The organism is Streptomyces sp. NPDC101776 (assembly GCF_044766845.1).
Classification (GTDB): domain Bacteria; phylum Actinomycetota; class Actinomycetes; order Streptomycetales; family Streptomycetaceae; genus Streptomyces.
The window spans coordinates 403,782-427,744 of record NZ_JBIWMV010000001.1 but is presented as its reverse complement, the minus strand read 5'-3'; the positions used below and the strand labels follow the sequence as shown (position 1 = coordinate 427,744).

At 71.6% G+C, this 23,963-nt stretch carries 20 protein-coding genes and 1 pseudogene; 4 read left to right on the top strand and 17 right to left on the bottom strand.

Annotation, left to right across the window (positions count from 1 at the left end; translation table 11 throughout):
• Positions 1–82: 82 nt before the first annotated feature.
• The 5 genes and pseudogenes from ACIRRY_RS01845 to ACIRRY_RS01825 all read right to left on the bottom strand — a co-directional run.
• Positions 83–1,204: pseudogene (locus ACIRRY_RS01845) on the bottom strand (YbhN family protein); the annotation flags it as partial.
• Between the two features lie 11 nt (positions 1,205–1,215).
• Positions 1,216–2,241 (bottom strand): trans-aconitate methyltransferase, encoded by a 1,026-nt coding sequence (locus tag ACIRRY_RS01840; RefSeq protein WP_403968306.1) that lies wholly within the window; start codon positions 2,239–2,241, stop codon positions 1,216–1,218.
• A gap of 98 nt (positions 2,242–2,339) precedes the next feature.
• Positions 2,340–3,524, bottom strand: a complete 1,185-nt coding sequence (locus ACIRRY_RS01835; RefSeq protein WP_403966670.1) for a glycosyltransferase family 4 protein — start codon at positions 3,522–3,524, stop codon at positions 2,340–2,342.
• A complete protein-coding gene (locus ACIRRY_RS01830; RefSeq protein WP_200691410.1) occupies positions 3,521–3,919 on the bottom strand; it encodes a 6-carboxytetrahydropterin synthase in 399 nt (132 codons plus the stop codon). Before ACIRRY_RS01830 ends, ACIRRY_RS01835 begins: the two co-directional genes overlap by 4 nt.
• A 150-nt stretch (positions 3,920–4,069) precedes the next feature.
• The gene (locus ACIRRY_RS01825; protein ID WP_403966667.1) at positions 4,070–5,050 is read right to left on the bottom strand and encodes a zinc-binding alcohol dehydrogenase; all 981 of its coding nucleotides are present in this window, start codon (positions 5,048–5,050) and stop codon (positions 4,070–4,072) included.
• Between the two features lie 105 nt (positions 5,051–5,155).
• Between ACIRRY_RS01825 and ACIRRY_RS01820 the strand changes: the two genes are divergently transcribed.
• The gene (locus ACIRRY_RS01820) at positions 5,156–5,926 is read left to right on the top strand and encodes a CDP-alcohol phosphatidyltransferase family protein (RefSeq protein WP_403966664.1); all 771 of its coding nucleotides are present in this window, start codon (positions 5,156–5,158) and stop codon (positions 5,924–5,926) included.
• Between the two features lie 103 nt (positions 5,927–6,029).
• Here the strand turns inward: ACIRRY_RS01820 and ACIRRY_RS01815 are convergent, their stop codons facing one another.
• The 6 genes from ACIRRY_RS01815 to ACIRRY_RS01790 all read right to left on the bottom strand — a co-directional run bounded on the left by ACIRRY_RS01815 (position 6,030) and on the right by ACIRRY_RS01790 (position 12,817).
• Entirely contained in the window at positions 6,030–6,773 is a 744-nt protein-coding gene (locus ACIRRY_RS01815; protein WP_403966661.1) for a YcnI family protein, read from the bottom strand.
• 40 nt (positions 6,774–6,813) lie between these two features.
• Positions 6,814–7,416 (bottom strand): hypothetical protein, encoded by a 603-nt coding sequence (locus ACIRRY_RS01810; protein WP_403966659.1) that lies wholly within the window; start codon positions 7,414–7,416, stop codon positions 6,814–6,816.
• A gap of 342 nt (positions 7,417–7,758) precedes the next feature.
• On the bottom strand, positions 7,759–8,967 hold the full coding sequence (locus tag ACIRRY_RS01805; protein ID WP_403966656.1) for an MDR family MFS transporter: 1,209 nt from the start codon (positions 8,965–8,967) through the stop codon (positions 7,759–7,761).
• Positions 8,964–10,769, bottom strand: coding sequence for an ABC transporter permease subunit (locus ACIRRY_RS01800; protein WP_403966653.1), 1,806 nt, complete (start codon positions 10,767–10,769; stop codon positions 8,964–8,966). The genes ACIRRY_RS01805 and ACIRRY_RS01800 overlap by 4 nt, the downstream gene beginning before the upstream one ends.
• A gap of 3 nt (positions 10,770–10,772) precedes the next feature.
• Positions 10,773–12,287: an ABC transporter substrate-binding protein gene (locus ACIRRY_RS01795; protein WP_403966651.1), complete on the bottom strand. Its 1,515-nt coding sequence runs from the start codon at positions 12,285–12,287 to the stop codon at positions 10,773–10,775.
• Complete coding sequence (locus ACIRRY_RS01790; protein ID WP_403966649.1) at positions 12,284–12,817, bottom strand: GNAT family N-acetyltransferase; 534 nt, start codon at positions 12,815–12,817, stop codon at positions 12,284–12,286. The genes ACIRRY_RS01795 and ACIRRY_RS01790 overlap by 4 nt, the downstream gene beginning before the upstream one ends.
• Positions 12,818–12,952: 135 nt before the next feature.
• Here ACIRRY_RS01790 and ACIRRY_RS01785 point away from each other — a divergent pair, with 135 nt between their 5' ends.
• Complete coding sequence (locus tag ACIRRY_RS01785) at positions 12,953–13,894, top strand: ATP-binding protein (RefSeq protein WP_403966646.1); 942 nt, start codon at positions 12,953–12,955, stop codon at positions 13,892–13,894.
• Positions 13,895–13,956: 62 nt separating this feature from the next.
• Positions 13,957–14,349 carry an SCO5389 family protein gene (locus tag ACIRRY_RS01780; protein ID WP_403966644.1) on the top strand — a complete coding sequence of 131 codons (393 nt, stop codon included), beginning with the start codon at positions 13,957–13,959 and terminating at the stop codon, positions 14,347–14,349.
• Here ACIRRY_RS01780 and ACIRRY_RS01775 read toward each other — a convergent pair.
• From ACIRRY_RS01775 to ACIRRY_RS01750, 6 genes are all read right to left on the bottom strand, one after another.
• Complete coding sequence (locus ACIRRY_RS01775; RefSeq protein ID WP_403966641.1) at positions 14,336–15,178, bottom strand: alpha/beta fold hydrolase; 843 nt, start codon at positions 15,176–15,178, stop codon at positions 14,336–14,338. The genes ACIRRY_RS01780 and ACIRRY_RS01775 overlap by 14 nt on opposite strands.
• Positions 15,179–15,273: 95 nt before the next feature.
• Positions 15,274–17,139, bottom strand: coding sequence for a discoidin domain-containing protein (locus ACIRRY_RS01770; protein ID WP_403966639.1), 1,866 nt, complete (start codon positions 17,137–17,139; stop codon positions 15,274–15,276).
• A 128-nt stretch (positions 17,140–17,267) separates the two neighbouring features.
• Positions 17,268–18,626 (bottom strand): GH1 family beta-glucosidase, encoded by a 1,359-nt coding sequence (locus ACIRRY_RS01765; protein ID WP_403966636.1) that lies wholly within the window; start codon positions 18,624–18,626, stop codon positions 17,268–17,270.
• Between the two features lie 50 nt (positions 18,627–18,676).
• A complete protein-coding gene (locus ACIRRY_RS01760; RefSeq protein WP_403968304.1) occupies positions 18,677–19,516 on the bottom strand; it encodes a carbohydrate ABC transporter permease in 840 nt (279 codons plus the stop codon).
• A gap of 25 nt (positions 19,517–19,541) precedes the next feature.
• Positions 19,542–20,537 carry a carbohydrate ABC transporter permease gene (locus tag ACIRRY_RS01755; RefSeq protein ID WP_403966634.1) on the bottom strand — a complete coding sequence of 332 codons (996 nt, stop codon included), beginning with the start codon at positions 20,535–20,537 and terminating at the stop codon, positions 19,542–19,544.
• Positions 20,538–20,545: 8 nt separating this feature from the next.
• Entirely contained in the window at positions 20,546–21,862 is a 1,317-nt protein-coding gene (locus tag ACIRRY_RS01750) for an ABC transporter substrate-binding protein (protein ID WP_403966631.1), read from the bottom strand.
• Positions 21,863–22,072: 210 nt separating this feature from the next.
• On the opposite strand from ACIRRY_RS01750, the gene ACIRRY_RS01745 reads away from it, so the two are divergent.
• Complete coding sequence (locus tag ACIRRY_RS01745; RefSeq protein WP_403966628.1) at positions 22,073–23,848, top strand: coagulation factor 5/8 type domain-containing protein; 1,776 nt, start codon at positions 22,073–22,075, stop codon at positions 23,846–23,848.
• Positions 23,849–23,963: the final 115 nt, after the last annotated feature.

Below are 23,963 nucleotides of genomic sequence, written 5' to 3'. Positions count from 1 at the left end.
GGTCCGGTGCCTCGCTGCCGGACCCGGTGGTGCGCAGGCCGGTGTACCAGCGGGCGACCAGGACGACCAGGCCCGGCAGGGCTGCGACGAAGCTGAGCACGCCGTAGATCACCGAGACGGCCAGGCCGCTGCTCGCGCCGAGGCCCGCGGCGCCGAACGCCCAGGCGGTGACGCCCTCGCGGGGGCCCCAGCCGCCGACGTTCAGCGGCAGGCCCATGGCGAGCAGCGCGAGGATCGCGATGGGGAGCAACTGGGCGACGGTGGCGGCGGAGCCGGCGGCCCGGGCGGCGACGACGAACATCGCGAGGTGGCCCGCCAGGATGATCAGCGAGGAGAAGGTGACGCCGGGCCAGTTGGCGCGGGAGAACAGTCCGGCGCGGGCCTCGTCGAGGGTGGTGCGCAGGGCGCGGCCCCGGCCGGTGGCGGCGGCCGGACGGTTCATGCGTACGGCGGCCACGACCGCGAGGGCCCCGACGGCGCCGAGCAGGACGAGCGGGGCGATGCTGCGGACGTCGGCCATCACCGGGGAGTCCAGGCCCAGCAGGATGGTGATCCCGACGACGGCCAGCGCGATCTGGCCCGCGACGCGTTCGAGGACGACGGCGCGGACGGCACGGCCCATGTCGCCGGCGCTCTGTCCGTGGCGGACCGCGCGGTGCACGTCGCCGAGGATGCCGCCGGGCAGGGCCGCGTTGAGGAACAGGGCGCGGTAGTAGTCGGCGACGGCCCCGCCGAGCGGCAGTTTGATGCGCAGTCCGCGTGCCACCAGGGCCCAGCGCCAGGCGCTGAACACTGTGGTGACCAGGCCGATGCCGAGGCCGATCAGCAGGGTCGGTACGTCGATGCGGCGCAGGCCGTCCAGGAAGACGCCGGTGCCCAGGCGCCACAGGAGGACGCCGAGGATGGCGGCGCCCGCGACCGTGCCGAAGTGGGTGCGTACCGCGCGGGAGTTCACCCGGGTCAGGATCGCGCGCAGGACGCGGCGGGCGCCAAAGGCGCGGTCGGCGGTGGGGCGCGGTGCGGAGACGATCACCCCGATGCGGTCGCCGGAGACGGCGGAGCTGTGCAGCGGCGGGGTGTGCCGGGGCCGCCGCTGCACCTGCTGCACGGCTCCCTCGGCCCGCAGTTCGAGGGCGACCGGCGCGGGCCGCTCGACGCGCACCCGGCGCGTCTTGGTGCCCGGTCGCGGTACGACCGTCCGCATCGTCTCCACGCTCATGACGTTCCCCCCGTCGGCCGGGCCAGTGCCAGCAGGTCGCTGTGGTGGACGAGCACGGTCAACTCCCCCGCCGCGCACGCCGCGAGGCGCTGTTCCAGATAGTGGTCGGCACGTTCCTTCAGTTCGGGGCGTTCCTCGACGGCCGCGCCGACCCAGCCGCGCAGCCACTCGGCGGTGAGCGCGGCCTCGTCGGGGCCCAGCCGCCAGGCGCTCGGGTGGACGCGGACCGTGGCGCCGTGCGCGGCGAAGGCCTCGCAGGTGACGGTGACCGCGTCGGGGCCGAGCATGCCGTCGCGCCGCTGGTGGGCGTTGAACGCGTCGGCGATCTCGGCGTCCATCGGCTCGGCCGGGGTGAGTTCGACCCGCCCGGCGACGGAGAGCGTGAGCAGCGCGGGGCAGCCGGCGCCGACACAGGCGGCGACGAGCGCGTCGACCTCCTCACGGGTGAGGACGTCCAGGAGCGCGGAGGCCGTCACCAGCGAGGCGCCGACCAGCGCGTCCGGGGTCAGCCGGGCCACGTCGCCGCGCCGGGTCTCGACCGTGACGCGGCTGCCGTCGGCGGCGGCGCGGGGTGAGGCGACGGCGGCGAAGTGCAGGAGGTAGGGGTCGCGGTCGTGCAGGATCCAGTGCTGGGCGCCGTCCAGGCGCGGGGCGAGCCAGCGTCCCATCGAGCCGGTGCCGCAGCCCAGGTCGTGGATGACGACCCCGGACCGGCCCGGCAGGTTGGCCAGCCGGATGCGCAGCGGGTCGAGCAGTTCGGGCGCCCGCGCGACGGCGTCGGCGCCCTCCCGCAGCTCCAGCCACTCGGGCGCGTAGCGCGGCGGGTCGTCGGGGCCGACGTCCCGCAGTCGTACGGTGGCCCGCTCGCCGGGGCGGGTGGCGGGTCCGGCGCCGGGGATCACGGAACCGGACCCGAACTGCTCGACTGCGTCCACATCCACGGAAACCGCCACCACGTCCTCCGGCCCCGGCTGCGCAGCCGTAGCGTCCTTCGCCTCGGGCTGTACCGGAGGCACCAACATGCCCAGCGGTACGCCCCTGGGGCCCGGCTGTGCCGGGATCCGTCCGGTCTGGCCCGCCTGTACCGCGGCCGGTGCGGGCTGCGTGGACTGTGTGTTCCTCATGCCGCCCTCCGGGGTTCGCTGGGGAGCCGGGTGAGTACGCCGGCCAGGCTGCGGGCCGTGGTGGCCCAGCCGTCGAGCGCCGCTCGTCTACCCCGGGCCGCCGCCTTCAGACGTCGGCGTACGTCGGCCTCGCCGAACCAGCCGCGCAGTTCGGCGGCGAGGGCGGCGGGGGCCTCCGGCGGGACGAGGATGCCGGGCACCCCGCCGTCGGGGGCGCGGCCGACCGCCTCCGGCAGCCCGCCGACGTCCGTGGCCAGCACGGGGATGCCGCGGGCGAGGGCCTCGGTGACGGCCATGCCGTAGGTCTCGGCGTACGACATGAGGACCATGAGGTCGGCGGAGGCGTAGCTGGCGTCGAGTTCGGCGCCGGCCTGCGGGCCCGCGAGGTGCAGGCGGTCCTGGAGGCCGTACCGCGCGATGAGGTCCCGCAGGTGGTCGACGTACTCCGGGTCGTTGCCGAAGCCGCCGACGCAGACGCAGGTCCACGGCAGGTCGGTCGCGGCGGCCAGCGCCTCGATCAGCCGGTGCTGGCCCTTGCGCGGGGTCAGCGTGGCGACGCACAGCAGGCGGGAGACGCCGTCGGTGCCGGAGGCGAGGGGCGCGATGTCGGCGCCGGGGGTGGCGACATGGACGCGCTCGGGGGCGAGGCCGTGGTGGGAGACGAGGCGGCGCACCGCCCAGTCGCTGGTGCCGATGACGGCCGACACCGCGCGCAGGACCGTGCGCTCCCTCTCGTCCAGCTCCGCGGCGACGGCGGCCTCCAGGCCGGTCTCGTCGCCGAGCGGGAGGTGCACCAGGACGGCGAGGCTCAGCCGGTCGGCCTCGGGGACGACGATCTCGGGGACCCCGCAGGCCACGATCCCGTCCATGAGGACGGCGGCCCCGTCCGGCAACTCGCGCAGCACCCGGGCGAGTTCGGCGCGGGCGTCGGCACCGGGCCGGGGCCACTCGCCGTCCACGGCGTGCTTGTGGACCTGCCAGCCGAAGCCGGGGAGGTCCAGGCTGACCCGCCGGTCGTAGGCGTTGCCGCCGCTCGGCGCGGCCGGGTCGTCGACGCCGCCCGGCATCACGAAGTGCACGGTGCGCAGGGACATGGGGATGATCTCGGCATTCCGGGAGGCCGCGCGCTGTGCGGGCAGGAATCCCAGCGAGGGGGCACGGTCGATGGTCACGTCGCTCACAGAGCACGCTCGTAACTCGCCCAGGCGACGTGCGACTCGTGCAGGGTGACCTGGAGTCCGGCCAGGCCTTGGGCGCCCTCGCCGAGCGCGCCCTTCTGGATCCGCTCGGCGAGCCGGTCGGCGATGACCTTCGCGAGGAACTCCGTCGAGGTGTTGACCCCGGCGAAGTCGGGCTCGTTGTCGAGGTTTCTGTAGTTCAACTCACTCACGACGGCACCCAGTTCCTGGGTGGCCAGTCCGATGTCGACAACGATGTTGTCGTCGTCCAACTGCTCGCGCCGGAACGTGGCGTCCACAAGGAACGTGGCTCCGTGCAGCCGCTGTGCGGGCCCGAACACTTCGCCGTGGAAGCTGTGGGCGATCATGATGTGATCGCGAACGGTGATGCTGAACAACGGACGACCCTCCAGGTGCGGCGCGTCTGGTCCCCCGGCTGATCCCTGCCGGGGGATGCCGTGTAGTACGGCTCCACGCCTCCCCCTGTTCAGCCCGCTCTCACTCTTTTCTCAGGTCAGACGCGCTTGTCGTACGGAATTGAACGGTTCTCAACCAATGTCGGTGTAGCGGACCAGGTGACACAGGGCCGGGATCTCCCCCGAGGCGAGCCTCGGCAGCAGGTCCGGCAGCTCCTCGAAGTCGCTCTCCCCGGTGACCAACGCGTCCAGCGCGGGGTCGGCGAGCAGGTCGAGCGCGAGGGCGAGCCGGTCGGCGTAGCTGCGGTTCGCGCGGTTCGGGGAGACGGTGCCGACCTGGCTGCTGCGGATGACCAGGCGGCGGGAGTGGAAGGCCTCGCCGAGGGGGAGGCTCACTCTCCGGTCGCCGTACCAGCTGAGTTCGAGGACGGTGCCCTCGGGACTGAGCAGTTCCAGCGCGCGGGCCAGGCCCTGCTCGGTGGCGCTGGCGTGCACGACGAGGTCGCGGTCGCCGAGCGCGTCCTCGGGCAGCGCGAAGCCGACGCCCAGCGCCTCGGCGGTCTTGGCGCGCGCCGGATCGGCGTCCACCAACTGCACCCGCACGCCCGGGAAGCGGGCCAGCAGCGCGGCCACCGAACACCCGACCATCCCGCCGCCGACCACCGCGATCCGGTCGCCGATCAGTGGCCTCGCGTCCCACAGGGCGTTGACGGCGGTCTCCACGGTCCCGGCGAGGACGGCCCGCCCGGCGGGTACGGAGTCCGGCACGGGTGTCACGGCGCTCGCGGGGACGACGTAGCGCGTCTGGTGCGGATAGAGGCAGAAGACGGTACGGCCGAGCAGCGCGGCCGGGCCCTCCTCCACGACCCCGACATTGAGGTAGCCGTATTTCACCGGGCCCGGGAAGTCGCCCTCCTGGAAAGGTGCCCGCATCGTCGCGTGCTGGCTCTCCGGCACACCCCCGCGGAAGACCAGGGTCTCGGTGCCGCGGCTCACGCCCGACCACAGGGAGCGGACCAGCACCTCGTCCTTCGCGGGGTCCGGCAGAACGACGTCGCGTATCTCGCCGTGCCCCGGAGCGCTGACCCAAAACGCCCGCGCGGTGCGCTTCATCGGGATCCTCCTGAACGATCGGGAAGCTGTTCACGTACGGGTAACCACAGGCCGCGCACAGTACGCGGCGTTGATCGACTCTGTCATACGGCCGGAGGGTGTGCGGTGGCCCTGAACAACACATACGAAGCAAGGCTGGTCCAGCAGGAGACCGCTGTGGGAGCGGGCGTTCAGATCCTGTTGCTGGCGTTGCTCGGCACGGCGATCGGGATGGGGCCGGCCGGCTGGCTGACCGGCCTGGCATTCGCGATCGCCACCTGGGCCGTGCTGTCCAAGGCGCTGCACCGGTCCCGGACGCGTTCCTTCGGCCCGGCGAACCGGGTCACGCTCGGCCGCGCGATCCTGGTCGGCGGGGTGACCGCGCTGGTCGCGGACTCCTTCGAGAGCTCGCCGCCGGTGACGCTGCTGGTGGGTCTGACGGCGGTGGCCCTGATCCTGGACGGCGTCGACGGCAAGGTGGCCCGGCGCACGAACACCTCGACCGCGCTGGGCGCGCGCTTCGACATGGAGGTCGACGCGTTCCTGATCCTGGTGCTCAGCGTGTACGTCTCGACGCAGATGGGCCCGTGGGTCCTGCTGATCGGCGGCATGCGCTACGCGTTCGTCGCCGCGGCCCGCGTCTGGCTGTGGCTGAACGCCCCGCTCCCGCCGAGCACCGCCCGCAAGACCGTCGCCGCCACCCAGGGCATCCTGCTGCTGCTGGCGGGCTCGAACCTGCTGCCGCACACGGCCAACCTCGCCGTGGTAGCGCTCGCGCTGGGCACGCTGGTCTGGTCGTTCGGCCGCGACATCCTGTGGCTGTGGCGCACCTCCCGCACCACCCTCGTCGAGGAGATCCCGGCCGAGGAGAAGGTCCTCGAACTCGTCTCGCAGTAACAGCGGTCGGCACACGCACGCCGAAAGGGCCCGGACCACCAGACGGTGGATCCGGGCCCTTCGGCTTGCCGCACTACACGTGGGACGTGAGCGCTACGGGCGGCTACGACCGCGGCGCGCGGCTGCGTACGACGGCGAAGGCGCCGGCCGCGAGGCCGAGGACGCCCACGATCAGGCCGGCGATGCCGAGCCCGCGGGCGGTGGAGTCGCTGCTCGAACCCGACGAGGAGGCGGAGGTCGTCTTCGTGGCGGTGGCCGCCGTGGAGGCGGAGGCGGCCGGGGTCGCGTCGCCGTCCTCGCTCTCCTTCGCGGTGAGCTTGAGGACGGGCGCCGGGTTCTCCGGCTCGTCGTCGCCCGCCGCGGCCTCCTCGATCCAGCGGACGACATCGCCGTCCGAGTAGGTCTGGAGCGTCTTGAAGGACAACTGGTCGGTGTCGTCGGGCAGTTGACCGAAGGCGACGTTGAAGTCCTCGTACTGTCCGGCCCCGATCTTGCCGCCGGTCCAGGTGATCTCGGAGACGGCGTCGGTGATGTTGCCGTCGTCGGTCTTGACCGGGGTCTTCAGCTTGGTGCTCGTGACCTTCGCGGTCCAGCCGTTCTGCGGGGTGACCAGCACGCCGAGGACGGGGTGGTCGGTGGGCAGGAACACCTGGACCTTGGTGGTGCTCGCCTTGTCCTCCTCGTTGGGCACGCGGAAGGTGAGGACACCGTCCGTGGCGCCCTTGGCGTAGCTCTCCGGGTGGACGGTGACATGCGCGGAGGCGACGCCCGCGGCGGCCAGGACTCCGGCGGTGGCGAGCGCGGCGACGGTGCCTGCGCGGCGCAGGGTGGTGCGGTGTGCGGACATGGTGAGGTGATCTCCGTACGGGAAAAGGAAGTTGGGGGGGTCAGACCGGGTACGGGATCGGGACGGGCGGCCCTCGGCGGCTGACCGCGTGCCGCAGGAGGAGCTGGCGGAAGGGGGCCGCGTCGGCGCCGGCGTGCCCGGGGCCCACCGTGCGGGCGGGCAGGGGGGCGGGTGCGTCCCGCCACCAGGCCACGAGCCCCGGCACGAAGGCGACGGCCCAGCGCAGCAGCGACCACAGCGCGGCCTCACCGCGCCGCAGCCACCAGGCCGCGACGAGCGCGGCGACGACATGGGCGGCCACGGCGTGCGGGGTCATCGCCTGCGACTGCCGCATGGGCGCCATGCCGTGCCCCGACATGTGCGCCATCTCGGCCATCGCCATCCCGGCCCGGGGCCGCGCGAGGTCGAAACCGAGGTGGAGCCCCGCCTGAGTGACGAGCATGGCGGCACCGATGCCGGGCAGGGACCGCTCGCGTCCGCCGAGCAGCCACCCCATGACGAACACGACGAGGAACCCGGCACCGTCCGCCCACAGCGGGGGCGTCGCGCCGGTGGCGAGCCCGTGCCCGGCGGCAGCCAGCAGCACACACACCGCGGCGAACACCGCGGCGCGCAGGCTCCGTACCGCCGGGGATGCGCTCATGGTGACGGATCCTCCCACGCGCCGCTGCCGCCGCAGCCGCCGATGGCGGTTTAGGGGGCAGCTCATATCTGGTTCATGGCTTGGTACGGGGGTGGCGCCTGGGGCGTTCAGTTCGCGCGGGGTGACTCCTGCGGGCATGCGTCGATTTACCGGGATACGGCCGTCGGCCCGGTCCCGGGAGCGCCGCGACCAGGCGACGGCCGTTGCGGATCAACTCCCGTGCGCCGGCGGCCCGATGGCCGAGATCGGTACCGCGGCGGGCTCCGACCACGACCAACTGGGCGTCCGGCTCCGGTCGGGAGATCCCTGCGCGGGCGCACGGAGGCGGTGGCCCGGCGCGGTTCAGGTCCGCCGTGGCAGCACCCCGATCGCCGCGAGCGGTACGGCGGCCAGGGCCAGCCATGGGACGGCCGCGGGCAGGCCCGTGTCGAGGAGGGTGCCGGTGGCGGCGCTGCCGAGGAGGACGATCAGACCGGAGACGGAGGAGAGGGCTCCGGTGTAGAGGCCGAGGCGGCCGGGTTCGGCGAGGTCCGGGACCCAGGCGCGGGCGACGGGCGCGATGAGCATCTGTCCGAGGGTGAGCAGGACGACGAGGGCGGTCGCGGGCAACAGCGCGGTGGTGCCGGTCAGTTGGGCGGGTCGCGCCACCGCCACGGCCGTGAACCCCACGGCGATCAGCAGCAGCCCCGCCGCCATGGACCGGCGCGGGTCGAGCCTCTCTCCCACCCACCGGGTGACCGGCAACTGCGCGGTCACCACGAGCAGCGAGGACAGCGCGAACAGCCAGGCCAGCGGCGCCTGCGAGCCCGCCGCGCGCTCGACCTCCTCCGGGAGGGCCAGATAGAGCTGGTTGTAGGCGAGGAGATAGGCACCGTAGGCACAACACAGCGCCAGGAAGCGGCGGTTGAGCAGCAGAGTCCGCACGCCGCCCTTCGCTCTCATCCGCGTCCGCCCGGGAATGTGCTGCGGCAGCAGCCACGCGTGCCCGGCGAGAACCAGCACGAAGACCCCGGCCCCGGCGAGACACGTCACCCGGAAGTCCACCGCGAGCAACAGTGCGCCGAGCAACGGCCCGACGAAGGCGCCGACTTGACCGGCGACGGTGAACAGCGCGAGCACCCGCGTCCGGGATCCGCCGCCCGCCTCCTCCCACTCGACCGCCTGCCGCGCGACCTCCGACTCCACGGCCGGTGAGAACAGCGCGGCGGCGAACCCGATGAGCAGCACGGCCCCGACGACGGCCCAGGTCTCCTCGGCGTACCCGAGCCAGCCGAACCCGGCGATCCGCAGCACGCACCCCGCGAGCACGACGGGCCGGACGCCGTACCGGTCGGCGAGGGCACCGCCGACCACGAACAGCCCCTGCTGGCTGAAGGTCCGCAGCCCCAGCACGAGCCCGACCAGCCAGCCCGCCATGCCGATCACGTCCGCGAGATGCTCGGCGAGGAACGGCAGCACGGCGAAGAAGCCGATGTTGAAGGCGAGTTGGGTGAGGATCAGCAGTCGGAGCAGGGGCGAGAGCGGGGTCCGGGCGAGGGTGGCCGTGCTCATCGGACCGCCGACTGCCCTTGTCCTGCGGCTCGTACGCTGCCCGCCGCCGTCACCGCGAGCGCGCCGAGGAGGGCGAGGACGGCGGCGGGGGCGAGGACGGCCCAGGGAGCGCGTTCGGCGTAGGGCTGGTTCTCGGCGAGGAGCAACCCCCATTCCGGGGCGGGCGGTTGGGCGCCCAGGCCGAGGAAGCCGAGCGAGGCGAGGGCGAGGGCGACACCGGGCAGACGGAGCAGGGCGTGCCGGGTGACGGGTGGCAGGACGGCGGGCAGCAGCGCGCGGCGCAGGAGGTACCGCCGGCCCGCGCCCAGGCCCCGGGTGGCGGTCACGTGCAGGGTGGCGCGTTCCTGGCGCAGCAGAGCGGAGGTGTGCGCGGCTAGCGGCGTCCACGCGAGAACGGCCACGGCCAGGGCGGGGGTGCCGCTCCCGCTGCCGGCCACGGCGGTCACCAACAGGGCGGCCAGCACCGGCGGTACGGCGTTCACCGTGTCGACGAGCGGACCGGAGAGCCGGGGCGCCAGCCCGAGCAGCAGGCCTGCGCCGAGTGCGACGGCACTGATCGCGAGGGCGAGCAGCAGGGTGTCGACGGCGCCGTGGGCGACCCGCGCGAGGAGGTCCCGGCCGAGCGCGTCGGTGCCGAACGGGTGGGCCCAGGTGGGGTGTTGGAGGCGCAGTCCGGTGTCCAGGGCGAGGGGGTCGCGGGGCAGACCGAGCGCGACGACACCGAGGAGGAGGACACCGAGGACAAGGGGCGTGGTGTGTCGGGGAGTTGAGGTGGCGGGTCCGTGGAGGGAGGGGAGGGCGTCGGCGCGCAGCGCGGGACCGACGAGGAGGCGGGCGGCGAGGCGGGCGAGTCCGGCGGCACCGGCGGCGAGCAGGAGGAGGGCGAGGGTGCCGGCCTGGAGGACGGGCAGGTCCTGGGCCAGGGCGGCCTGAAGGGTGGTGCGCCCGAGCCCCGGTATGTCGAAGATCTGCTCGACGGCGACGGCCCCACCGGTGAGCCCGACGACGAACAACCCCATGTTGGGCAGCAGTCCGGGCAGACACCGCCGCACGGCGTGCCGCGCGATCCGCCCCCCGGACAGCCCCCGCGCGACCCCGGCCCGCACCCACGGCTCGGCGAACGCCCCCGGCAGCAGATCATCGAGCAACCGCCCGAGCACGGCCCCGGCGGGCACCCCGAGCGCGAGCGCGGGCAACACGATCCAGCGCGGCCCGTACCACCCGAGCGCGGGCAACCACCCGAGCTGCACCCCGACGACCGTGGCGAGCACGGACGCGACAAGGAACTCGGGGAGCGCGGCGAGCATGGCGGACCCGGTTGGCCCCGCGGGGCGACCGGTCCATCGCCGTGTGCGCAACTCCCGCAGCACGCCACCGCGTCCCGCCCCGGCACCGTCCGACCACTCCGTCCCGCGCCCGCCCCGCCGCAACGTACGCGCACACACCAGCCCGGCCGAGACGAGGGCCACCACGAGTGCCGCGCTCATCAACAGCAGGGACGCGCCCAGGGCTTGGAGTACGGCGGGCGTGACCTCGTCGCCGGAGATCCAGGACCGGCCGGCGTCGCCGCGCGGCAGGCCGGTGAGCCATTGGCCGAGGAGGTGCAACGGGCCGTTGTCGAGCCCCAGTTGGGCGCGGACGGCGGCGAGGACCTCGGGGTCGGGGTCACGTTCCGCCGAGCGGGCCTTGAGGACGGTGAGGGCCGGGTCGGTGCGGGACAGCCAGGGCAGCAGGCCCACCGCGCACACGAGGGCAGCCGCGAGGAAGGCGCGCCAAACCAGCGCGGTCGTGCGGTGCAGCATGGTTCAGCGCCGGGTTCCGGTGCCGACGAGGGTGCGCTCGTACGGGTCGAGGAGGACGCCCTCGACGGAGGTGCCGACGCCGGTGACGACCCGTTGGTGGACGAGCGGCACGACGGCGTCGGTACCGAGGATCTCGGCCTCGGCCGTCATCGCGGCGCTCTGCCGTGCGGAGGTGTCGGCCGTGCCCTCGGCCTTCGCGACGGCCCGGTCGACGGCCTTGTCACAGAGCAGGGCGAGGTTGTAGCCGCCGTCGCAGGTGTAGTCGCTGGCCAGCACGGCCACCGGATCACCCGTGTCCACCAGGGTGTTGCGGGCCACGACGAACGCGTCGAACTTCCCGGCCAGCGCGTCGCTCTCGATCCGCGAGTACTCCCGCACCTCCAACTCGACCTCGAATCCGGCCTGTTCCAGCTGCTGCTTCAACACCTGCGCGGCTTCGGGGAGTTCGGGCCGGTTGTCGTACGTCGCGAGGGTGATCGCCGTCCCGTCCGGCGCCGCCGCCTTCGCCCGTCCGACCGGTTGCTCGCGCTTCCCGGCGGCCCAGGTGACGGCGGGCCCGTAGATGCCCGCGCCCGCGTCGGCGTGACCCTCGTAGACGCCCTTGGCCAGTGCGCTCGTGTCGACGGCCTCGCGGGCCGCCGCCCGGAGCTTCGGGTCCTTGAACGGGCCTGTCCTGGTGTTGAGTTGGAGACTCGTGGTACGGGTGGTGGCGGTCTCGCGGCGGGTGGCGTTGTCGAGGGTGGCGGCCTGGGCGACGGGTATCGCCTCCGCCATGTCGACCTGCCCGGTGCGCAGCGCGTTGGTGCGGGCGGTGCCGTCCGCGATGAACCGTGCGTCGATTCCGGCGGCCCGGGCGAGGCCGCCCCAGTAGTCGTCGAAGCGGTCGAGGGTGGCCGCCGTGGAACCGGTGACCTTCGTCAGCTCGAAGGGACCGGTGGCGGTGCCGACCGGATCGACGCGGCCCTTCTCCTCGTACGCCTTCGGGGACAGCACGGCGAGCGCGGGACCGGCCAGCCTCAACGGCAGTACGGGGTCGGGGGAGTTGGTGCGGACGCGGAGGCGGTCGCCGCCCGCCGACTCGGCGGTGAGGGTGACACCGGAGAGCGCGGCGGGGGCGGGCTTCGCCTCGGCGGCGTGGGTGAGGGCGGCGGCCACCTGGGCCGGGGTGACCTCGGTCCCGTCCTGGAACGTGGCCTCGCGCAGGGTGAACAGCCAACTGCGGCCGCTCTCCCGCTGCCAGGACCGGGCGAGCGCGGGCGCGGCGGAGCCGTTGGCGTCCAGCGAGGTCAGCCCCTCGGTCACGCCGAGGCGGCTGAGGATCGTGGCGTCGGCGCCGTACGGGGAGAGGTTCTCGGCGGGCGGGAACGCGAGGGCGACGCGCAGCCGGGAGCCGGACGTCCCGGTCGTGTCCCCGCTCTCCTCGCCGGCGGAGGAGAAACAGCCGGTGAGCAGGGGCGCGAGAGTGATCGCAAGGAGCAGTCGGGCAGGGCGGGTTCGTCGCAGTCGCATCGCGGTCATCGCTCCATCGCCAGTTCGAAGTGCACGACCTGACCGCCGTGCGGGTCGTCGCGCTCGTCGTGCACGACCTTGCCGAGCGACCGCCAGAAGGCCTCGGCGCCGGGCACGGTGGGATCGGTGTGCAGATATACGGCGCGGTAGCCGCCGTCGGCCGCGGCGAACCCGAGGAGTTCGGCGACGAGATGCCGGGCGAGGCCGCGGCGCCGGTGCGCGGGGCGGACGTAGACGCGGCGTACTTGCGCGGTCCCGCCGGAGGGGTAGCGCTCGGCGAGTTCGCGCGGGTTCGGCGGGTGGGCCGGGCCGCGGGAGTCGAGGGCGGCGGTCGCCACGACCTCGCCGTCGGCGGGGTCGAGCGCCACGAGGAGGGTGTGGCGGGCCGGGGCGAGGTAGGCGGCGGCCGGGTCGATGATGTCGCCGTGCCAGCGCGGCACGTAGCCGGTACGGAAGTCGCGGTAGACGGTGTCGAGCATCACGGCACGCGCACCGTCGAGGTCGTCCGGGCCTGCCGCCCTGATGCAGTAGTCAAGCACTTGCACATCATATGCATTAAGACTCCAGCCTTGATCACTCTCGTGATCACTCTCGATTTGACAGCCCAGCGGCCACCCCCTAAAAACTAGCCACATGACATTCATTTTCAAAACCGCGAAAGCGACGGACCGGTAGTGCGCGTCGCGTTCGTCGGCAAGGGCGGCAGTGGAAAGACCACGTTGTCGGCGCTCTTCGCCCGCCATCTGGCCCGCTCCGGCGCCCCCGTGCTCGCCATCGACGGCGACATCAACCAGCACCTGGCGGAGGCCCTGTCCCCCGGCACCGAACCGGTCACCGCACCGCCTCTGGCCGCCCACCTGACCGAGCTCAAGGACTTCCTGCGCGGCACCAACCCGCGTATCGCCTCCGCCGAGGCCATGATCAAGACCACACCACCTGGCCGCGGTTCACGTCTGCTGCGTCTGCTCGGCGACGACGAGGTGCACGCCCGCCATGTGGTCCGGGCGGGTGACGTACCGCTGATGGCGACGGGCGAGTTCGAGGAGAGCGACCTCGGGGTGGCCTGCTACCACTCCAAACTCGGCGCGGTGGAGCTGTACTTGAACCACCTCGTCGACGCCCCCGGCGAGTACGTCGTGGTCGACATGACGGCCGGCGCCGACGCCTTCGCCTCCGGTCTGTTCACCCGCTTCGACCTGACGTTCCTGGTGGCCGAACCCACCCGCAAGGGCGTGTCCGTCTACCGCCAGTACCGGGACCACGCACGGGAGTTCGGCATCCGGCTCTCGGTGATCGGCAACAAGATCACCGGCGAGGACGACCTGCTCTTCCTCAAGGAGGAGGTGGGGGACGACCTCCTCACCCACCTCGTCCACTCACCCTGGGTGCGCGCGGCCGAACAGGGCCGGGCACAGGGCGAGTTGGAGCAGCCCAACCGCCACGCCCTGAACATCCTCCGCGAGGCAGTCGACGCCCGTCCCAGGGACTGGCCGACCCTGCACCGCCACGCCGTCGAGTTCCACCTCCGCAACGCCCACGCCTGGGCGGACAAGGCGACGGGCCTGGACCTCGCCGCCCAGGTGGACCCGGAGTACGTACCGGGCCCGCCGCACTGATCTCTCGACGACCGACCGCAATCTCACCGACTGACCAACTACCGGACAGGACACCCCTTTTCATGTCTCTCGACGTCTCCCCGAAGCTCCTCGCCGAAGCCGAGCACGGTGACATCCGCGAGGCGGACTTCGTGGACACGGTCCGCGCGTCCCTGCCGTACGCCTACGACCTCATCGCCGGCCTCGCGACCGAACTCCGCGCCGGCACGGCGGACTTCACCGACAACCAGACCCCGCCCCCGTCCGAGCGGGAACGCGGCCAACTGCTGCGGGCGCTGGCCAGCGACGCGATCCGGGGCAGCCTGGAGCGCCACTTCGGGGTGGCCCTGGCCTTCCAGAACTGCCATCGGGTGGCGGCGTTCCGGCCGACGGCACTGGACGGGGAGAGCTACGCGCGGTTCACGTCGGTCCGGTCCCAAGTGCTGAACCAGTCACCGGAGTTCAGGGACTGCTGACGGACTCCACCAGCGCGACGAACCGCTCGGCGTCGTCCCGCCACGGCATGTGCCCCGCGCCCGGCTGGACCGTGAACTCCGCGTTCGGGAACAGTTCCGCGTACTGGGCCATCGCGCGCGGTGGAGCGGAGATGTCGAACTCCCCGGCGAGGACGAGCACCGGGGAGGTGAAGCCGGCCAGGGCCGCACGGGTCCCGGGCGGGTCGAAGGCGCCCTCGGCGGCGTAGGTGTCCGCGGCCTCCGCGTTCTCCTCCTGTCCGTCGGACTCCTCGAAGGCGCGGGCCCGCTCGTCCCAACGGGCGTGGGCGAAGGGCGCGATGGCCTCCCAGGAGTCGGGGGTCGCACGGCCGGCGGTGATCTGCTCCAGGGCGCTGAACGCGGGTCCGAACCACGGTTCGGACCCGCGCAGTCGCGCCACTGCCAGACGGTCCTCGGCCGAGATCCCGATGCCGACCGCGTAGACGCTGGGCGTGACCAGGGTCAGCCGGGCCACGCGGTCCGGGTGGCGGGCCGTGTACAGCGCGGCCAGGTTCGCGCCGGCCGAGTGCGCGAGCAGGTCGATCCGGTCCAGGCCCAGGTGGTCGCGCAGGGCCTCGACGTCGTCCACGAGCCGGTCGCAGCGGTACGACTCCGGGTCCTGCGGCACCTCCGACGCGCCCGTGCCCCGTAGGTCCAGCCGGATCAGGCGGCGGTGTGCGGTCAGGCCGCCGAGGGTGCCGAGGTAGGCCGAGTCGCGCATCGGTCCGCCCGGGAGGCAGATCAGGGGCGGGCCGTCGCCCTCGGTGTGATGGGCGAGGCGGGTTCCGTCGGGTGCGGCGAAGGTCGGCATGGGCGCGAGCGTGTCAGGGGGCGGGGCCCACGGCAACCGGATTGCGCGGCGGCGAACGGGCCGGTCCGGTGCCGTGCTCCGGACCGGCCCAGCTGTCACCTCTTCTGCTCGACCCGCACCCAGTCCACCTCCGCCTGCACTCCCCCGGCCGCGACCTTGTCGACGCTCGACTGCGGCAGACCCCAGTACGGAGTGGTCACCTGGTTCCAGCCGGCCGGATACGCGCCGCCCAGCGCGAGGTTGAGGATGACGTACTGGTTGTGGTCGAAGACCCATTGGCCGCGGGTCGATTCGAGCTTGTTGCGGGTGGTCTCCTGGACGAGGTTGTCGTCCACGTAGAAGCGCATCGCGGTCGGGGTCCATTCGACCGCGTACGTGTGCCACTGGTCGATCGTGCCGGCGTTCGGGAAGGTCTGGCGGGCACCGATGTTGCCGTCCGCCGAGTAACCGGGGCCGTGCAGCGAGGTGCTCGTCCAGTCGGAGTAGCCGATGTTCTCCATGATGTCGGTCTCGCCGGAGGCCGGCCAGGACACGGACGGGTCGTCGACGTTGCTGCCGAGCAGCCAGAAGGCGGGCCAGAACCCGTCGCCGACCGGCAGCTTCATACGGGCGCTGACCTTGCCGTAGGTGAAGTCGAAGTGCGTGTTGGTGTCGATACGGCCCGACGTGAAGTCGTAAGTGCCGCCGCCCGCCTGGGTGCAGCCCTTGCAGTACTTCGCCCCGAGGATCAACTCACCGTTCTGTGTGCGGACGTTGTCCGTCGAGTCGACGTACGCCTGGGACTCGCCGTTGACCGGGCCCATCTCCGTGCCCGTCCTGACCACCCGCCACTTGCTGCGGTCCAGGGCGGCCGACGTGAAGTCGTCGAAGAACGTCGTCTGGTACGTGCCCGACTGGTCGCCGGGGAGGGCGGGGTAGGCGGCGGACGCGTTGCCGCCGGTGCCCCAGACCTGGAACTCGTAGAGCGAGTAGCCGAATTGGGCCGTGTAGGGCGCCGGGTTGTAGAAGGAGCGGCGTTCCTTGCCGAGCATGCGGACGTAGCGGCCGGCGACCGGCTGGGGCAGGGTCACCGTGTCGTGGCGGCCGGTCGCGTCGGCGGGGGCCTGGATGTTCGCGCGTCGCGCGGCGATGTCGGCGGCCGAAGGTTCGTAGACCGTGCGCCAGGTGGTGTTGTCGTCCGAGACCTGGAGCAAGTAGTCGACGGCGTAGGCGGATTCCCAGTAGAAGTCGACCGTGTCGATCGTCGAGGTCGCGCCGAGGTCCACCGAGACCCAGCGGTCGGCGTTCCAGTCGCTGGACCAACGGGTCGCGTCGTCCTTGAGGTTGGTGGGCCAGCCGCCGTCGGTGACGTACGTCGGTGAATTGCCGTTGTGCTGGTAGTAGTTGGAGTACGCCGGGTGGTTCAGGGCGAGGTTGGTGCGGGTCGTGGACGCGGGGGCCGGTTCGCCGCCGTAGACCTTGAAGGAGTAGAGCGAGTAGCCGTAGGGCGTGGCGCGTTCGAAGCCGCGCAGGCGGATATATCGGCCCGTCACCTCCTGGGGGTACGTGCTCGTGGTGACCGAGCCGCCGGTGCCGGCCGTCTCCGTGTAGAAGGGGCTCCAGTCGGTGCCGTTCTTCGAGATCTCCAGGACGTATCTCTTGCCGTAGGCCGCCTCCCAGTCGAGGGTGACGCGGTCGACGCGGAGGGTGGTGCCGAGGTCGAGGCGGATCCAGGCGTCGTCGGCGAAGTTGCTGGACCAGCGGGTGGCGCCGTCGCCGTCGAAGGCGAGGCCGGGAGTGGTGCCGCCGTTCTCGCTGCCGGAGGCGGTGACGGCGGCCGGGTTCGCGGCGTAGGCGGCGGCCGCGCGGTCGGTGTCCCAGGTCGCCGCGACGGCGGCCTGCGGAGCGGGGGCGGCGAGGGCCGGGGTCGCCACGAGCAGGGCCAGCGCGGTAAGTGCCGTGAGCAGGGTGCGGGTTGGCATGCGGGTCTCCTTGAGGGGCGGAACTCCTTCTGGGGGTGATCGTGCTGACGTGCACATGACACACATGGGACTGATGGTGCCCCGGTGGGTGCGGGCTCCCCCGCCCGCGCCCACCGGGGCGGCCTTGCTCAGGCCGCGCGCCGGGCCCGGCCGCGGTGGTCGCGGATGATGTCCGCGTACCGGCGGCCGGAGCCCTTGATCGTGCGGACCTGGGTCTCGTAGTCCACGTGGACCAGTCCGAACCGCTTCTCGTAGCCGTACGCCCACTCGAAGTTGTCGAGCAGCGACCAGGCGAAGTAGCCGGCCAGCGGGGCGCCCTTGCGGGCCGCCGAGGCGCAGGCCGCGAGGTGCTGGACCAGGTAGTCCTGGCGTTCCGGGTCGTCGACGGTGCCGTCGGGGCGTACGATGTCGGGGAACGAGGAGCCGTTCTCCGTGACGTAGATCCTGCGGGGGTCGTACTCCTCGGTGAGGCGCAGCAGCAGGGTCTCGATGCCGGACGCGTCGATCTCCCAGTCCATGCCGGTGCGCGGGACGCCGAGGCGGCGCACGGCGCGGGTGTAGGGGGCGGGGCCGGTGGGGTCGTCGGCGACGGTCGCCGGGAAGTAGTAGTTCAGGCCGAGCCAGTCCAGCGGTGCGGCGATGGTCGCCAGGTCGCCCGGCTGTTCCGGGAGTTCGACACCGTAGGTCTCGACCATGTCGGCCGGGAAGCCGCGGCCGTGCACCGGGTCGAGCCACCAGCGGTTGACGTGGCCGTCCTGCCGGCGCGTGGCCTGGACGTCCTCGTCGCGGTCGCTGGCGGGATACACCGTGGAGAGGTTGTTGACGATGCCGACCTGGGCGTTCGGGGCGGCGGCGCGGATCGCCTGCGCGGCGAGACCGTGGCCGAGGAGCAGGTGGTAGGAGGCGCGGACGGCGGCCGTGAGGTCGGTCCAGCCCGGGGCCATCTTGCCTTCGAGGTGGCCGATCCAGGCCGAGCAGGAGGGCTCGTTGAGGGTCGTCCAGTGGGTGACGCGGTCGCCGAGGCGTTCGGCGACGACCGAGGCGTACGCGGCGAAGTGCTCGGCGGTCGCGCGCTCGGGCCAGCCGCCGCGGTCCTGGAGCGCCTGGGGCAGGTCCCAGTGGTAGAGGGTGACGGAGGGGGTGATGCCCGCCTCCAGGAGTCCGTCCACCAACTGGTCGTAGAACGCGAGGCCCTTGGGGTTGACCGGGCCGTCGCCGCCGGGGGTCACCCGGGGCCAGGCGATGGACAACCGGTAGGCGTTGGCGCCGAGTTGGCGCATCAGGCCGATGTCCTCGCGCCAGCGGTGGTAGTGGTCGCAGGCGACGTCGCCGTTGTCGTTGTTGTCGATCTTGCCGGGGGTGTGCGAGAAGGTGTCCCAGATCGACGGCGCGCGTCCGTCCTCGGCGACCGCTCCCTCGATCTGGTACGCCGCGGTGGCCGTGCCCCACAGGAAGTCGTGCGGGAGTGCGGCGAAGTCGATGGTCACTGAAGTCCCTTTACGGTCAGCGGAGTTGTCAGTGGAGTCGGTCGGGTGGGTCACTTGACGGCGCCCGCCGTCAGCCCGGCGACGAGATAGCGCTGGAGCAGCAGGAAGCCGGCGACCACGGGCACGCTGACGACCAGCGAGGCGGCCATGATCTGGTTCCAGTACACGTCGTTGAGCGTGGAGTAGCCCTGGAGTCCGACGGCCAGCGTGCGGGTGGCGTCGTTGGTCATGACGGAGGCGAAGAGGACCTCGCCCCACGCGGTCATGAAGGCGTAGACGGCGACCGCGACGATGCCGGGGATCGCGGCGGGGACGACGACGCGCAGCAGCGCGCCGATCGGTCCGCAGCCGTCCACCAGCGCCGCCTCGTCCAGGTCCTTCGGGACGGAGTCGAAGTAGCCGATCAGCATCCAGATGGAGAACGGCAGCGAGAAGGTCAGATACGTCAGGATCAGACCGCCGCGCGAGCCGAACAGGGCGATGCCCGTGGCGTTGCCGATGTTGACGTAGAGGAGGAACAGCGGGAGGAGGAAGAGGATGCCGGGGAACATCTGCGTCGACAGGACGGTGACCGTGAAGACGCGCTTGCCGCGGAACTCGTAGCGGCTGACCGCGTACGCGGCGAAGACCGCGATCACCACCGAGCAGACGGTCGCGGCGACGGACACGATCAGCGAGTTCATGAAGTACTTCGCGAGCGGGACCGTCGACCAGATGTCGATGTACGGGCGGATCGTGAGCCCGCTCGGCAGCCAGCGGAACTTGCCCGTGACGTCCGAGAGCGGTTTCAGGGAGCTGGAGAGCATGACGTACACCGGCACCAGGACGAAGCCGGTGAGCAGGGTGAGGAAGATCCGCCGCGACCAGATGAAGGAGCGGGGCGGGGCCATGGGCGAGGCCATGGACGAGGGGTGACTAGACATCGGCCGTTTTCCGTCCGCGTGAGGTGAACACGAGATACACGCCGGTGACGACGAGCAGGAACAGGAGCAGCAGGACCGACATCGCCGAGCCGGTGCCGAAGTTCCAGGTGACGAACGAGGCCTGGTAGATGTGCACCGAGATCAGGTCCGCGGCCCCGGGGGCCGACCTGCCGAACAGGACGTACGGCGTGTTGAAGTCGTTGAACGTCCACAGGAACAGGACGAGGACCAGCACCTGGTTGACCGGCCGCAGCGACGGCAGGGTGATGCGGCGGATCTGCTGCAACCGGCCGGCGCCGTCGATGGAGGCCGCCTCGTACAGCTCCTTGGGGATGTTCTGCAGGCCGGCCATCACGATGAGGAAGGCGAACGGCCAGCCCTTCCACACGGACACGATCAGCAGCGCGTAGAAGCTGTTGTCGCCGATCAGCCAGAACGACGGCTTGTCGGTGAGGTGCAGCTGGTCGTGCAGGACGTGGTTCACCAGGCCGTTGTCGTGCTGGAACATGAACACCCAGGTGATGACGGCCGCGTAGACCGGCAGCGCGTACGGGATGAGGAAGAGCGCTCTCAGGAAGCCCCGGCCGCGGAAGGTGTCCTGCATGTAGATCGCGGCGACCGTGCCGATCAGCCAGCAGAAGGCGACCGACAGCAGGGTGAAGGCGACGGTGACGAAGAAGGAGTGGAGGAGCGACTTGCCCACGGGGGCGCTGAAGTCCACCGACACCTTGTAGTTGTCGAAGCCGGACCAGGGCGCGGTGCCCCAGTCGCGGATGTAGAACTGGGTGAGCTCCTTGAAGCTCATGACGATGCCGATGACCATCGGCACCAGGTGGACCAGGAGTTCGAGGAACAGGGCGGGCAGGAGCAGCAGGTAGGGCAGTCCGATACGGCGGATCCGTTCGCCGCGCCGCCGGCGCGGGCCGGGGGCCGCCGGGTCGGAAGGGTTCTTCCGCACGGCGGCCTCCGGGGTGACAGTGCTCGTCACAGTCGCACTCACTTCGCCGGCATCTGCTGCTGGGCCTTTTCGAGCTCCGCCTTGACGGACGCGGTGGTGACCGCGCGTCCGGCGGCGGCGTCGGCGAAGAGGTCCTTGACCGCCGTGCCGACCGCCGTCTCGAACTGCGACTCGTCGGCGACCTGCGGCAGCGCGGCGCCGCTGGTGGCGAGGGTGTTCTTCAGGACGGAGTTCGCCGGGGAGTTGAACGCCGCGTCCTCCTGTGCGGCCTTCACCGGCGGGATGGAGCTGTAGGCGGTGTTGAGGATCTTCTGCTCGGCGTCGCTCGTCAGGAACTTCACGAACTGGGTGGAGCCGTCGAGGTTGTCGGTGTTCTTGAAGACGGCCAGGTTGATGCCGGCCACCATCGAGTTCACCTGGGCGCCGGTGCCGGGGGTGCCGGACTGCACGGGTATCGGGGCGATGCCGTAGGCGCTGTCGCTCATGCCCTGCGACTTGAGGTTGGCGGACGCGGACTGCCACATCAGCATCGCCGTCCTGCCCTTGGCGAAGTCGCTGACGGACTGGTTCTGCGCGTACTCGGCGTTGCCGACCGGGATGATCTTGTCCTTGGCCATCAGGTCGACGTACTGCTTGACGGCGGCCACGACACCGTCGTTGGTGAAGTCGGCCAGCTCGTCGGCGGTGAAGAAGTCGGCGCCGTGCTGCTTGGCGAAGACGAAGGCGTGGTGGATGTTCTCGGAGACGTTGGCGCCCTCGGCCCCGAGCGCCTGCTTGCCCTTCGCCTCGATCTTCTTGCCGTCGGCGATCAACTCGGCCCAGGTGACCGGAGGTTGGGAGATGCCCGCGTCGGCGAAGATCTGCTTGTTGTAGTAGAGCGCGTACGCCATCGAGTACAGCGGGACGGCGGCCGGGTCCTTGCCGGTGGCGCCGGTGGAACCGAGCGCGGAGTCGACGAAGCGGTCCTTGCCGCCGATCTTCGCGAAGTTGGCCGCGTTCCACGGGAGGAAGGCGCCGGTGGCCTGGAGGGAGGCGCTCCAGGTGTTGCCGATGTTCAGGACGTCGGGGCCCTGGCCGGAAGTCGTCGCCGTGAGGATGCGGTTGAGCAGGTCGGACCAGGGCACGACCTCCAGCTTCACCGTGATGCCGGTCTGCTTCTTGAACTTGTCGAGTTCGGGCTGCAGGACCTTCTTGTCGATCGCGATGCTGGCGCCCTGGTTGGAGGCCCAGTAGGTCAGCGTCTTGGGCTTGTCGTTGGACCCCCCACCCGTGGACGAACCGCCTCCGCAGGCCGTGGCCGCCAGGGCGATGGACATGGTGACGGCGCCTACGGCCGCGGCTCGGATGCTGCGCATACTCCGGGTGTCCCTTCAGGGAATGCACTCACGACTTAATTTAGGACGTGAGTTAAACCTCGGAAGCCAGCAGCGTCAAGAGTTTGGACGCCACTCGTCGAACTCGGTCGTATCTCTTGACGGCCGCGTTCACGGACCTGAAGCATTCCCTCGCGAGAGAGCGCTCCCAACCCCACCGGCGTTCATTTCATGAACAAGGAGAGCCGCCTGATGTCCCCAGTTCCCCGCAGAGCCGTGCTCGGTGCCGCCGCAGCCGCGTCCGCCCTGGCCGCGCTGCCCGCAACCGCCTCCGCCGCCCCCGCAACTCCCGCGACTCCTGGTGCGAACAAGCCACTTGCCCTGCCGGGTGGCGGCGATCTCGGCCCCAACGTGATCGTCTTCGACCCGTCGACCGCCGGCATCCAGGCCAGGCTGGACCAGATCTTCGCCCAGCAGGAGACGGCCCAGTTCGGCACCGGCCGCTACGCCCTGTTCTTCAAGCCCGGCACCTACTCCGGGCTCAACGCACAGCTCGGCTTCTACACCTCGATCGCGGGCCTCGGCCTCTCCCCCGACGACACCACGATCAACGGTGACGTCACGGTCGACGCGGGCTGGTTCAACGGCAACGCCACGCAGAACTTCTGGCGTTCGGCGGAGAACCTCGCGCTCGTGCCCGTCAGCGGGACCAACAGGTGGGCCGTGGCTCAGGCGGCCCCCTTCCGGCGGATGCATGTGCGCGGCAGCCTCAACCTCTCGCCCAACGGCTACGGTTGGGCCAGTGGCGGCTACATCGCCGACAGCCGGATCGACGGACAGGTCCAGCCGTACTCGCAACAGCAGTGGTACACCCGGGACAGTGTGATCGGCAGCTGGCTCAACGGCGTCTGGAACATGGTGTTCTCGGGCGTGCAGGGCGCTCCCGCGCAGGGCTTCCCGAACCCGGTGTACACCACCCTCGCCACGACCCCGGTCTCCCGCGAGAAGCCGTTCCTCTACCTCAACGGCACCGAGTACCGCGTCTTCCTCCCCGAGAAGCGCACCAACGCGAGCGGGGTGACCTGGGGCAACGGCACACCGCGCGGCACCTCGCTGTCCCTGTCGCAGTTCTACGTCGCGAAGCCGGGCGTCACGGCCGCCACTCTCAACCAGGCGCTCACGCAGGGACTTCACCTCCTGCTGACGCCGGGGATCTACCACCTGGAGCAGCCGATCCAGGTGAACCGCGCCAACACCGTTGTCCTGGGCCTGGGTTACGCGACCCTGGTCCCCGACAACGGAGTCACGGCCCTCAAGACGGCCGACGTCGACGGCGTACGGCTGGCGGGCTTCCTGATCGACGCGGGCACGGTCAACTCCAACACCCTGCTGGAAGTGGGCCCTTCGGGCACGACGACGGACCACTCCGCCAACCCGACCACCGTGCAGGACGTGTTCGTGCGCATCGGCGGCGCGGGCGCGGGCAAGGCCACCACCAGCGTGGTCGTCAACAACCGGCACACCATCATCGACCACACCTGGCTCTGGCGCGCCGACCACGGCACGGGCATCGGCTGGGACACCAACCGGGCCGACTACGGGCTCGTCGTCAACGGCGCCGACGTGCTGACCACCGGACTGTTCGTGGAGCACTTCAACAAGTACGACGTGCAGTGGAACGGCGAGCGGGGCCGCACGATCTTCTTCCAGAACGAGAAGGCCTACGACGCCCCGAACCAGGCGGCGATCCAGAACGGCTCGATCAAGGGGTACGCGGCCTACAAGGTCGGTGCCAATGTGACCGTGCACGAGGGTTGGGGGCTCGGCAGTTACTGCTACTACAACGTCGACCCGACGATCGTGCAGCACAACGGCTTCGCCGCGCCGAACCGGGCGGGCGTGAAGTTCCACGACCTGCTCGTCGTCTCGCTCGGCGGGCAGGGCCAGTACGAACACGTCATCAACGAGACGGGCGCGGCGACTTCGGGTACGTCGACGGTCCCCTCCACGGTGGTGTCGTACCCCTGAGGTCGTGGGGGGGGGGGGGGGGGGGGGGCCCCCCCCCGCGCGCCCCCCCCCCCCCCCCCCCCCCCCGGGGGGGCGCCCCCGCGGGGCCCCCCCCCCCCCCCCCCCCCACACACCC